The organism is Nostoc sp. UCD121 (assembly GCF_014222285.1).
Lineage (GTDB): Bacteria > Cyanobacteriota > Cyanobacteriia > Cyanobacteriales > Nostocaceae > Nostoc.
This window is the reverse complement of record NZ_JACKZS010000007.1, coordinates 24,075-37,039: the sequence shown is the minus strand read 5'-3', so window position 1 is coordinate 37,039 and position 12,965 is coordinate 24,075. Positions and strand designations below refer to the sequence as shown.

Genomic DNA, 12,965 nt, shown 5'->3' with positions numbered 1-12,965 from the left:
CCTTTAATGGGAGCGTAGCCAAATTGGTACAGGCAATTGTGAAAACTGCTTTGCTAACTTGTGCGGAATTTCAATTATTTGAATTGTATTTATCTATAACCTTTACTCAATACGGAGGGGAGTTCAATGATGTTAGCTAACTCATGTTTAATGACAACTCAATTAGTACAACTGCATTTAAACAACGTGAGATATGAGCGAACATCGTTTGAGCGAGATTGTGATTGAGCGTCCTCGCGGTGGGAGGAGAATTAGCCTCAAAAAGATGACTGGCTTTAAGAAGCGATTATACAAAATCACCGAGGATGCAAGTCAGGATGGATTGTTGAATCCCTACCTGATTAAACCAATAAAAAAATCCAAATATCTTTCAGACCATCTCGGCCCTCTGCGTCGGTTTTTGCGATCGCAAGTCGGACAGCCTTGGAATGACGTTTACAGCCAACTGTGTCAACGATTAGATCCCAGTACAATGGCAGGACAGCATGTTATCGGTCATGTGTGGGACTATGTTGAGCGGTATGTAGAAATAATTGATGGTGGTTTCTATAGCAAGCCTTATCGAGGGTATGGAAGCCAGCTAGATACAAGCTATCGCGATCGCTTCTATATCCATCCTGAAACCGGAATTCTTTGTGCAGCCGAGAAAATACCTCGAAAGCAGAAGCAAAAGCAGGAACAAACTGATATTGTCATCATTGATAATTATCACCAATATCAGAAGCTAAACGAAATTTGGTATTTAATTACCTTTGAAGATTTGCCATGGCCACCCATTCATTATGTGACGGATGCTGTCAAAGGTGTAATTCATCGTTCTGTGGCATATACAGGTCGAATGATTTACGCTGTTAGAAAACAGCAGTGTAATAAGAAAGAAATTCGATTTATTTTAAATCAACTTTCTAAAACCTAAATTTTTCACTTCGTGCCCTAACTGGATAAGCTTACATACTAGCCGAATGGTACAGGCACTTGACTGAAGATCAAGCAACTACGGGTTCAAATCCTGTGTGTGAATCAACAGCTTTTTCGACTTGCACGAAGTGATTTTATTTCATTAATGATTGATGACAACTTCTCTTTCGGTCTTTTCTTTGTGTCTTTGTTGAGTTGCAAAAATTACTTTTTAAACGAACCGCAAAGGACGCAAAGTGCGCGAAGTTGAAGAAAAAGACAGAGAATTTCACATAGTAATTAGAACTGCTACATAGTTATTGGCAGTTGTTGCTGCGCCCCGATCACAGAAGCTTATATAACTCTGCACAAGTTATACACAATGCTTCTACAACTTGCGCGGTGACTTGATCGCCCCGCGTGCAACATCTGCCTCCTGCAATTTTGGATTTTAGGTTGCAATCCAAAATCCAAAATCTAAAATCCAAAATTCTTAGAGGAGGTTCATAATGAAAACCGCAGAACGTGACCTGCGTTTGGAAATGCTCAACAGTTTGCTCACAACTCCTCACCGCAAGCTTGAGCAAGTCGCAGAAATTCATCAGTTAATTGTTGAACTCGATCCCATCTTCTACGGACATCTGGCAGTCTGGTATCAGCGTCATGGTGATGTCCGCGACCACAAGGAAGTGTTTGTTGCTCATTTGTTAACCAGCAATTTGATTGAACACCGAGATGCTGGATTTATGATGCTGCAAGAGTTTCCTCCCTATCAGGTGGCTCGTGTGGTGGACTTCATGAAGCAGCAGCAAAATAAACTACCTCGTTCCGCCCGGACTGCGGTACGGCGTTACTTGAAGACACGAGAAAGCAATCCGGCTCTATTCGATCGCGCCGCTTTGCGAGGTCGTAAGGCTATGAAGCACTTGTATGCTTCACTGCACATCAAGCCAAATGAGCGGGCAAATGCGATTCTGTTTGGTGATAGTCCTCCAGAGGGTTCCTTAGCAAATGTGCTGAAGCAGCTTGCTAAAGCAACAAATACCGCAGAACAGGCACGGCTGATTGTGGAGTTCAAAATTCCATATACGATCGCAATTGGTGCGATCAATCAACTTACACCAGTTGTATTGGTGGCGTTAATCAACAATATGACTCCTCAAGAGGCGATCAACAACCTCAAGTCTCTCCAGACTAGAGGTGCAATGGATCATCCACAAGTCAAGAATCTGATTGATTCCAAGCTGGAAGCAGCGTCTAAGAGTACGCATGTCTCAGCATTCAAAGCACAGATTGCCGCAGATGCAGGAGATTTTGACGCAGACACCATTGCCCAGCTGGAAAAGGTGACAAACGAACAGGTAAAGCGGCGTGGTGCGATCGCTCGTCCAACTGCTTTATTGGTGGACAAGTCTGGTTCAATGGAAAATGCGATCGCGATCGGTAAACAACTCGCTGCCCTAATCTCTGGTATCACTAAGGCAGAATTGTTTGTCTACGCCTTTGACACCATTCCTTACGCTGTTACGGCAAAAGGCAAGGAGTTGACCGACTGGGAGCGTGCCTTCCAGCACATCAATGCAGGCGGTGGTACTAGTATCGGCTGTGCATTGGAAGCAATGCGGAAGAAGAAGCAGGTAGTTGACCAGATTATCATAGTGACGGATGAGGGCGAAAATGCTGCTCCTTACTTCGGTGAAGTCTACAAGACTTACTGCCGGGAGTTGGCGATAATGCCCAATGTGGTGATTGTCCGTGTAGGTGGTCATTACAACTGGGTGGAGAGTCAATTGAAGCAGCAGCAAGCACCTGTAGATACGTTTACTTTTGCGGGTGATTACTACAGCTTGCCGAATCTCGTCCCGCTTCTAACGCGCCCCTCTCGTCTAGATTTGCTGATGGAGATTTTGGATATGCCGTTGCCTGTGCGAGAGGATAAGTAGAGTACATCAGGGTGTGTCGTAGTTACTTCTAACACATCCTGATAAAAATTTTAAAATAATTAACACTAAGCTTTGAGATACCATGTCAGAAAATACTAGCTTTGCTTTTGTAGCTAACCTACTCAATGTCAACTGCAATCTACCTTTTAAAGTTCTTGAAGATTGCTATTTTCAAAAAGCTGACTCTTTCCAAATTGACAAGATAAAAAAGTATTTTTCAGACTCAGGACATTTTACTCAACTTTTTAGATTTAATTTATCTCCTTATGAATTAGTATATGTTGAAGACACGAATATGCTTCAACAAAACAGTCTTACAGGTCAACATCTTGAACCACAAGACTGGAAATATTATGTACTAAATTTTTACGGCGGCATATCTAAAGTATATGATTTAATCATGGCAGCAAATTTAGTAGAAATAGAACTAGAATTTGGATTACAGTTTATCTATTATAAAGAAATCAAAACTTTTGGTATTCAGGAAAATCCTACATACACCTTTAATTATTTCCATGAAATGAATAGGAGTTTGCCTTTAAGTGAATCTATTGATGATACGAATTTACAGGATATAGGTTCAATATACCAATATTATCAGCAGTTAGATGAAATTAAGTATCCAGACATAAAAGAAGCTATTAATATGCTACAAGAACTCAAGCATATTCCTCATAGTTCTAAATTCAAGGTTCTTGGACTATTTACTATTATTGAATTTTTAATTACACATAAATCAATTGATGCAGGAGATTCAATTACACGACAAGTTACAAATAAAATAAATTTATTATCAAAGCGTTTTAGTAAGAAACTCAACTATTCTAAGTTTTTTGGAAATACACCTGAAAGTACAGTTTGGAAAAAACTTTACGCCTATAGAAGTAATATAGCGCACGGTGGTAAACCAGACTTTGCAAAAGAGTTATTAGTTTTAAAGGATGATTTAACTGCCAAGAAATTTCTAAAATTAGTTGTAAAAATGCTTTTACAACACTCTCTCATCGAACCTCAACTTTACACTGATTTGAAAGAATGCTAAATGAATATTATTTGCAGATCCAACTTGAAACCTTTGAATTCTATCTTACTGAAAATGATTCTAGCTTAATTTACTTTATAGCAATGACAACCGCGATCGCTTTTCCATTTATTCTGTAGTATGTTGTATTATACAAATATCCTGCGTGCCCCAACTTGTGGAGCCTACATACTAGTACGAGAGGAGGGTAACACTGCCAAATGCAGTGGGCGTGTGAGAACGGGGAGTGCGAAGAACCTGGGAAGTTGGCTTAAAAGCAGCCATCCTTTAAAGAGTGTGTAACAACTCACCAGCGGAGTCCCTCTAGTAACTGAGAACACGCAATGCTCCACTAACTTGCACGCAGAATTATATTAATTCGTAATTCGTAATAGAGCCTCCGGCACGCTACGCGAACGTAATTCGTAATTAAGAAAGTCAGATTTTATAGGGTTGCATTGGTAGCCTTATTTTCGAAAATTGGTATTAGTTATGACTAATATATTTAAGCTAATCAACCAAATAGCGATCGCACAAGCGCAATTACATACCACCCAATTCCTTGCACCCTGTGTCAAGGGTGGACGAGTTCGCACAAAGGTAGCCGGGATGGTTTACACCTTCACGCCAAAGCCTAGTAAATTTGAAGGTTGGGGCATCTTTCAGGCTGTGAATGAGAAAACAGCAACGGTTATAGAAGAAGCAGACTTACCCCAAATTGCAGAATACCTCCAACACTTTCCCCAAATACGGCTGCGGTTAGCACACCAACTGCAAAAACAAACTTGGTTAGCATACCCCGTCAATGAAGCAGATGTGCGTCAACGGTTGAAGGTAGTTAAGCCGATCGCAGTCCACTTAGTTACCGAGGGCGTTACCTTTGAGCAAATTATTGCCCGTTGGAATGGGCATTCATGCTGGTTTGAGGAAGTCGATCGCCGTACCGATCCGGTAATTGTTGAAACTCTGCAATCTGCTGTTAAGCAACTCATTCCTGCTGAGGAATTACAGTTTAAGGGCATCACTCCAGAAATCCGCACAGTGTATGAATTAGCAACGCGCCGTATGGAGGGATTTACTCAACCTCAACAGGATGAAAAGCGATTGAGAAAGGCTTTGAAAATGGGTGGTGGTAAATTAAATCAATTTCACGATCGCAGCGATTATTGGACAGTCGATTGGACAACTGCTGATGGAGTTCGCCATAGTAGTGCGATCGCTAAAACTGATTTAACTGTTGTCAGTTCTGGTATTTGCCTGAGTGGACGCGATCGCGATTTTGACTTGCAATCCTTAGTGGGTGTCATGGAAAAACAAGAGTATTAATTACGAATTACGAACTACGAATTATTATGAGTATCTTTTTTCACGAACAGCTTTACCGCACCAATGCTGTGATGGCAAAATTAAAAAACTATTTTGTAACAATTTGTGGCGCTGGAGCATTAGGAGCTAACATTGCGGAAAACTTAGCTCGCTCTGGTTTTGATAAACTTACAGTGATTGATCGCGATCGCATTGAGGAGCGTAACCTTTCAACTCAGCCTTACTACCGTTCTGATGTTGGAGCGTTCAAGGCTAAGATTTTAGCGAACAATTTATATCGAGCAATTGGTACTAAAGTTGATGCTAAAACAAAGGAGTTAACACCAGCAAATACAACTCAACTACTCAAAGACAGCCAGCTAATTATCGATGTCTTTGATAATAGTGTGGCACGTCAAGCAGTAAAAAATTATGCTGAAAAATTAAGCATACCTTGTCTTCATGCTGGACTATCGGCTGATTATGCAGAAGTGATTTGGAATGACGTTTATCGCGTTCCTTCTGAGGTTAATGATGATGTCTGTGATTATCCGTTGGCACGAAACCTGGTGATGTTAACCGTTGCAGTAGCGTGTGAAGCGATCGTTTCATTCGTTGCGACAGCAGAACAACATAACTTCAGCATCACCCAGAAGGATCTGACTGTTCAATCTCTGTTTTTGTAGATTGCTTAGGCGCTCTTAGCGGCTTGTCACAGGTATTACTTATCAAAGTTATGTCTATCCAAATTCTAGTCCGTTCTGAAGCAGGAGCAAGAACTTTAAAGCTGCTTTTACAATGAGTTTTACAGCACTGGAGACAATAGATTATGGCTTGATTTCACTTTTGCGATCGCAGGGGAACTGACTTGATATCTTAAAAGACTGCGATCGCTTTTGACCAATCCTTACTCAGATTTTGGTCTTTTTCTACCAAACAAACTAGTCATACTTAATCCAGTAACCAGCAACCCTAATAGTCCTAGTCCGTTCAAAATCGGGTAAATTCCTTGTAAACCCAAGATTTCACCACGATGAATTGAAAGTAGTAGACTACGGGGAACTCCAATGTTAGCTGACCACTCACCTACCAGGGTAGCTGCAATACCAGTTAACAATGTTACAGCAAGCGGTAAAGCCAAAATAATCGCCAGAGTCCGGTGATATTTGCGAAATGAACGCATTATCCAAAATCTCCAGTGGAAACTATAGCAGTTTGCAACTTGATAAACTACAGAATTATTTGTCTCAAAGCTAGATATAAAGACTTTTTCTTAGTGTCTCTTGTCTTTTGACTCCTGCTCTATTTTAGTTTGATCTTACTTTTTAGAAGCAGTGGCAATGTTTGTTTCAAGTGTTTGTAAGCCTTTAAGAGATTTCGCTTTATCTTTTGCTTTCAGCGAACCCTTTACTTGGGTAACAGTATCTTCGATGACATTATAGGTTTTTGAAGATTTAGTTTTGACACCATCCTCAACTTTAGACCAAGAATTTTCAAACTTATTAAATTCCTGTTGAGCTTTGTCAAAGTTTCCGGCTTGCACCGCAGTTTTTGTATTTGTAACGACACCGGCCAAAGTATCAAAACCTCCCTGCGTAGCGCTAGGAGTTTTAGATACCGTTGTTGCCTTAGTGGTTTCTGTGGTAGTAGGAGTTTGGGTGGTGGATTTTTGATCGCTATTGCATCCTACCAATGTCAGTAAGCTAATTGCAGTAACAGGGATGATGTAGATTAAGCGTTTCATAAGACCTCTTGAATAATGATAATTAGCCAAGTAATGGCGGTATCAGTTACTATATCAGCTAAAGTTGCTGGAGTGTAGGAAGATTCTATGCTAGCTTTCTTTCTGTAAATGCTAAAATTTTTTATTGGTATGATTGTATCAAGGCTATTTTCTATATTAATTTGGAATTAATACCTCATCATTTTTGATGGGTAACTAAAATGGTGGGATTTGTTACTTTATTTATGATTAAAAAAAATGTAGAATTCAGAATTAATTAGTGTGGGACTTAAATTCACATATTTATCCGCTACTTGTACAGAATTCAGACTGAAGTCTTTCTTGTTAAAAAGTCTTGCATAGAGTTGACAAATTCTTTTAACTCTAAAACTAAGTTAGTAGCATCTCTAAGCTCTTGCTCGTAAGCTAACTTTTCTAGTTTTTCAGCTGCTAGATACATAGCTGTGGCTCCAACATTGGCACTAGCACCTTTAAGGTGATGAGCTTCTCGCGCAATTTGCCCAAAGTCATCAGATGCGATCGCTGCAATCATGATCTCTAAACGGGGTTCAACATCTTCAAGGTATATTTGCAATAGATTTAATTCAAATTCTCCATCATTTTCCGATATCCGATGCAAGTGTTCCCAATCAATTGCTAGGTCAATTGTGTCGTTGTTTGTGGTGGAAGCTGTCTGTTCATCAACAACTGCCTCTTGTTTAGAGAAGATAACGCCTGTCCAATGTTCTAGAGTAGCAGCCAATTTTTCTTTAAACACTGGCTTACTCAGATAGTCATCCATTCCTGCATTGAGACACATTTGTTGGTCTTCTTTCATCGCATTAGCCGTCATCGCAATCACCACAGGACGACGACGCAGAACAAAAGCGTCTTCTTGCCAACGATGAATTTCTTTTGTGGTTTCTAAGCCATCAAGAATTGGCATTTGGCAATCCATTAGAATCAAATCATAAGGAATTTTTTCTAATAGCTGCAAAACTTCCTCTCCATTGGCAGCAACATCGGCTTTGTAGCCTAAACTCTGAAGTTGCTTCAGGGCGACTTTTTGATTCACCAAATTATCTTCAGCTAAGAGAATTTTTAACTGGAATTGAGTAGAGGGGTTAGGTGCAGAGGAAGTAGGAATGCTGGAAGTTTCTGTACTTGAGATTTTTGTGGTAGCGTCTAGCCTTCTTCCTTTAGACCCTTCTTCTGGTTGAGGCTGAGTTTTTAGAATATTCATAATGGTATCAAGGAGTCGAGAGGGCTTAACGGGTTTGACTAAGTAAGCAGCAAATCCTATTTTGAGCGCCCGTTGCAATTGGGCACGTTGATTAATAGAGGTGAGTATAATCAAAGGTATCTTAGCAGTTGCAGAATTGGCTTTAATTTGTTCTTCTAAAGTTATGCCAGAAGTTTGAGCCATTTGCATATCAAGCAAGACGACATCATAAGAATTACCACACTCACAAGCTTCCTGAATAGCAATGAGTGCAGCAGCAATACTGTCAGCTTGATCTACCTGCATTCCCCAACCGATAGCTTGATGATAGATAATTTTGCAATTAGTAGCATTACTATCTACTACTAACAAGCGGCGATTGTTCAAAAATCCGTCTTCGCTCTTGACCTTCGTGTAACGTGTCGCAGGCAAGAAGCTATTGGAGTTTGGCAAAACAGGTTGAAGTTGTTTGGCAAAAGGCACCTCAAACCAAAACTTAGATCCTTTCCCCCTCTGACTTTCCACACCAATAACTCCTCCCATCAAAGTCACCAGTTGTTTGCAGATGGCTAATCCTAAACCGGTACCACCATACTTGCGAGTGGTAGAAGCATCCACTTGGGTAAATGGCGTAAAGATTTTGTGTTGGTCTTCAGGGCTAATGCCAAGACCTGTATCTTTGATGGCAAAATGGATGGTGGCTGTTGTAGAAGAAAGCGATGCCTTTGCCAAAGGCGATCGCAATTCTACTTGCACTACGACTTCACCAACGCTAGTGAACTTAATAGCGTTGCTAATTAGGTTCATCAGAATTTGCCGTAACCTACTAGCATCGCCTTTGAGGTGAATAGGGACGTTGCTATAAAGTAGTGCAGCAATTTCTAACCCCTTACTATGGGCTGATGTAGCCAATAATCCTACCACTTCTTCAACACAAGTGGATAGGTTAAAATCTAGAGTTTCGAGAGCCATTTCTCCGGCCTCAAGTTTGGAAAGATCCAAAATCTCATTGATTAAACTTAAAAGGGCATCTCCACTAATCCGAATTGTTTCAATAAAATCTCGTTGTTCTGGATTTAAGGGAGTATCTAAAACCAAACTGGTCATCCCCAAGACAGCATTCATGGGAGTGCGAATTTCATGACTCATATTTGCCAAAAAAGCACTTTTAGTCTGAGAAGCTAATTCCGCTTGGTGACGGGCAATTTCAAGTTCTTCTCGCTGACGAGTTTCTGCTTTTAAAAGTTGAGCTTGGGCTAAAGCAATGCCTACTTGGTCAGCTATTTGCCGCAAAAGATGAGTTTCAAAACTAGACCATTGGTGAGAATCATCACACTGATGGACTATGAGCAAACCGCGAAGTTCTTCTTTGACCAAAATAGGTACAACAAAGTTGACTTTGACCCCAAACTGTTGGATTAATTTCAGGTCACTTTGTTGGACTTCGAGTAAATCTAACTCAGCCAGTCCTAAAATCTCTCCTTGACGGTACTTTTGTAGATAGTACTGTTGCAGGTATTCTGCTCGTAAGTAAGGGGCGGTGATAGTTTGCTCTTTAATCTCTGGTAAGCCAGAAATTACAGCTTCAACAACGGAGGTTGCAGACTCATCTGGTAAAAGCTGATAGATTAAAACTCGGTCAGTTTGAAGAATCTTTTGCACTTCCTTGACAGTGATTTCGAGAATTTCGTCGATTTGCAAAGACTGGCGAATTTTGAGGGTGATTTCGGTAAAAAGTTGCGATCGCAAGTTTTGGCGTTGTAATTCCTCTTCAGCCCGCTTACGCTGAATAAATTGGCCCACTTGTTCACCAATAGAATTCATCGTGTTAACTAAATCTTGGTCAGGAGGTTTGATTTCACGATTGAAGCAGGTAATCACGCCTAGAATTTTGTTACCAGTCCGAATTGGAAAACCGAAAGCTGCGTGTAGCCCTACTTGAGCCGCAATTTTGAAGTGAGGAAAATTCAGATCCGTGACGACATCAGTAAGCCAAACAGCTTCAGAACTAGCCCAGACACGCCCAGGTAGTCCAATTCCTTCTATAAATGTGGTTTGCCGATTCAGTGCTTCAAATTCTTGCACTTCAAGGGATGCTTTATGCCAGATGGAAAGAAAACGCAGCACATTTGCTTGCTGATCGACCATCCAGATTTCACCTAAATCCCATCCTAAACTCTCGCAGATTCCTTGTAAGATTCGAGGGTTAGCCTCGTTGATTGTGGTAGAATCTGCCAAAACGCGGGTTGCAGCATATTGTGCAGTTAAATGCTGTTGTACTCGTTTGCGATCGGTGATGTCAGTGCCAGTGCTAACAATGTATTCCACCGCTCCTTCATAGTCTTTTAAGAAGGTATTTGACCAAGCAATCAGCCGATGACTGCCATCCTTCATTACCCAATGGTTCTCATACTCCAAAAAGCCTCTACCAGTTAGCAATTCCTCAAAAACTGCTTTAACTGATTCCATCTCTTCAGGAATTAGCAATAAATTCCATATATACCTACCCCTGACCTCATCGAAGGAGTAACCCGTTATTTGCTCACAAGCTTGGTTGAAACGAACAATTTGCCCTTGAGAATCAAGAACTATTACTAATGCACTGGCTGTATGAAGGACTGCTGAAATAAAGTTACGTTCTTGATTTAAGCTTTCTTCTGCCCTTTTGCGCTCTGTTACCTCATGATAAATCAAGTAGTAAACTACAGTCAGAACAATAAAACTGAGGCAAATAGCGATCGCAATTGTCACAGTTGTTTTGCGAGTCCAAGCTTTTGCTGTTTGTGAAAGTTGCTGATGCCGCTCCCTTTCCTCGTTCTCTATCTCATTGATCTCCTTGCGGATATCATCCATGAGATTTTGACTTTTATTTGTCAGTACTACCTGCAACGCCGCCTCTGCTCCCTTTTTTTGGCGTAAGTTGATAGTCTGGTTTAGTTCAGTAAGTTTATCAGCAATTAGAATTTCAAGCGTTACAATCTGGTTTGGTTGATCTGTGCTTAAATTCTTTAGTTTGGCAATTTCTTGCTCGACATTGGTAAGTGATTCTTGATAAGGTTTTAGATAAGTTGGTTTTCCAGTAATAATATAACTACGCTGCCTAGTCTCCGCATCCTTTATTTGAGACAGTAATTCTTCTAAACTGTTGATTTTTTGAGAAGTATTTTTTAATATACTGCGATTATTAGTAGATACTGTTGTATTTTGATAAGAAACTAAACCAATCAAAACTAAAATTACCGACGCGACACCAAAACTTGCTGCAATCTTTTTAAAAAATTGTCTGCTTGCCTTCTGCGTCTGTTTATTTTTCTTGGTAACAAGTACTAAACTTGCTAAATTTCGGCGCAATTCCAGTTGCTTGATGACTTGACGACCTAATATTCGTAATGCCTCTATCTGTTCTGGAGTAAGTTCTCGTGGTACGTAATCAATTACACACAGAGTTCCTAAAGCATATCCTTCAGGGTTAGTCAGAGGTACACCAGCATAAAATTTAATATTTGGGTTAGATGTAACCAGTGGGTTGGTAGCAAACCTTTCGTCATCTGTTGCATCAGGCACAACAAAAATGTCAGGCTCTAAAATAGCATGGCTACAGAATGCAAAATCTCGATGTGTTTCTAAGACATCTAAACCGACTTTTGACTTGAACCACTGGCGATTTGTATCAATTAAGCTAATTAAGGCAATAGGAGTCTGACAAATATAGGAGGCTAAACGAGTGAGGTCATCAAAGGCAGCTTCAGATGGTGTGTCGAGAATTTTATACTCCAAAAGTGTCTCGATTCTCTGTATTTCGTTATTAGGTAATGGTGCTTTCATCCTTAAGCCTTATCTACATTTTGGGCGCTGGGGAAAAAGCAGGGAAATGAGGGAGATTAAAGGGGAGACAAGGAGATTGCCCACCATGCCTAATACCTAATATCCAATGCCAATGCCCAGGTCAATAAACTTACTTCAATTAATGACAATAGTTTAGTTAAAAGCGTTAGCGTAATTTCACTGAGTTCTAGCTGATAAATAAATTTGTCAAATGATTAAGTCTCTGCTGTATTTTTTGTGGGCTGGTTTATTTGAAATTGGAGGAGGCTACCTAATCTGGTTGTGGTTGCGCGAAGGTAAGCCGTTCTGGTGGGGCATATTGGGGGGAATTGCTTTAGCTTTCTATGGGATTATTGCAACTCTTCAATCGGCAAATTTTGGCAGAGTGTATGCTGCTTACGGCGGTGTGTTTATCGCAATAGCAATGTTTTGGGGTTGGAAGGTAGACGGTGTAACTCCAGACCGCTATGACCTCATAGGAGCATGTTTCGCTTTAGTGAGTGTTCTAATTATCATGTTTGCACCCAGACCTTGAGTAAAACTTCTAGATTAATAAATTTTCTAATACCTGCTTTTCAGAGACTAACAAAAAATAAATTATCTAAAATTATTTGTATATTTGTTGGATACCATATCTGTGCTATCTGGAGATGGGATATTTCTTTTGCTGGAATTCCCTGAACAAATAATTACCTGACCAAAAATCGCCAAGGTTTTTTAATAACCAGCCGAAGATAAGCAACCATCTGTATATCTCCCGCATAAATGCGTAGATATAAAGAGAATTCATGGTAAATTTGTGCAAATTTTCAGAAAATTGATAATAATTATCAATTTTTACAAGTATCTTGATTTGTAACAGTAAGTAACTAAAAATTTAGAGTTTTGTAGCGCTTGCATAAAATGCTATCCTGCACAAAATGATGCAATCATTGCATTGATACACCCTTGGTTCGATTTTGGCAACTACAATTAGGATTATATTTTTGTTAACATTTCCAGAAAATTAAAGTTAAGTAACTTTTAAGA

At 40.1% G+C, this 12,965-nt stretch carries 9 protein-coding genes and 1 tRNA gene; 7 read left to right on the top strand and 3 right to left on the bottom strand.

The window, feature by feature from the left end; genetic code table 11:
* Nucleotides 1-193: 193 nt before the first annotated feature.
* From GNF10_RS02730 to GNF10_RS02705, 6 genes are all read left to right on the top strand, one after another.
* Nucleotides 194-916 (top strand): hypothetical protein, encoded by a 723-nt coding sequence (locus tag GNF10_RS02730; protein WP_185585632.1) that lies wholly within the window; start codon nt 194-196, stop codon nt 914-916.
* A 32-nt stretch (nt 917-948) separates the two neighbouring features.
* A tRNA-Phe gene (locus GNF10_RS02725) sits at nt 949-1,018 on the top strand.
* A 388-nt stretch (nt 1,019-1,406) separates the two neighbouring features.
* A complete protein-coding gene (locus GNF10_RS02720) occupies nt 1,407-2,840 on the top strand; it encodes a VWA domain-containing protein (RefSeq protein WP_185585633.1) in 1,434 nt (477 codons plus the stop codon).
* An 82-nt stretch (nt 2,841-2,922) separates the two neighbouring features.
* Nucleotides 2,923-3,882: a HEPN domain-containing protein gene (locus tag GNF10_RS02715; RefSeq protein WP_185592184.1), complete on the top strand. Its 960-nt coding sequence runs from the start codon at nt 2,923-2,925 to the stop codon at nt 3,880-3,882.
* Between the two features lie 471 nt (nt 3,883-4,353).
* Nucleotides 4,354-5,187, top strand: coding sequence for a hypothetical protein (locus GNF10_RS02710; RefSeq protein ID WP_185586731.1), 834 nt, complete (start codon nt 4,354-4,356; stop codon nt 5,185-5,187).
* Nucleotides 5,188-5,213: 26 nt separating this feature from the next.
* Nucleotides 5,214-5,852: a ThiF family adenylyltransferase gene (locus GNF10_RS02705; RefSeq protein ID WP_185586729.1), complete on the top strand. Its 639-nt coding sequence runs from the start codon at nt 5,214-5,216 to the stop codon at nt 5,850-5,852.
* Between the two features lie 221 nt (nt 5,853-6,073).
* Here the strand turns inward: GNF10_RS02705 and GNF10_RS02700 are convergent, their stop codons facing one another.
* The 3 genes from GNF10_RS02700 to GNF10_RS02690 all read right to left on the bottom strand — a co-directional run bounded on the left by GNF10_RS02700 (nt 6,074) and on the right by GNF10_RS02690 (nt 11,936).
* The gene (locus GNF10_RS02700; RefSeq protein WP_185586728.1) at nt 6,074-6,349 is read right to left on the bottom strand and encodes a peptidase; all 276 of its coding nucleotides are present in this window, start codon (nt 6,347-6,349) and stop codon (nt 6,074-6,076) included.
* A 135-nt stretch (nt 6,350-6,484) separates the two neighbouring features.
* A complete protein-coding gene (locus GNF10_RS02695; protein ID WP_185586727.1) occupies nt 6,485-6,910 on the bottom strand; it encodes a DUF4363 domain-containing protein in 426 nt (141 codons plus the stop codon).
* 304 nt (nt 6,911-7,214) lie between these two features.
* Entirely contained in the window at nt 7,215-11,936 is a 4,722-nt protein-coding gene (locus GNF10_RS02690; RefSeq protein WP_185581581.1) for a GAF domain-containing protein, read from the bottom strand.
* A gap of 211 nt (nt 11,937-12,147) precedes the next feature.
* Here GNF10_RS02690 and GNF10_RS02685 point away from each other — a divergent pair, with 211 nt between their 5' ends.
* A complete protein-coding gene (locus GNF10_RS02685) occupies nt 12,148-12,471 on the top strand; it encodes a YnfA family protein (RefSeq protein ID WP_185581582.1) in 324 nt (107 codons plus the stop codon).
* The last annotated feature ends 494 nt before the right edge of the window (nt 12,472-12,965 follow it).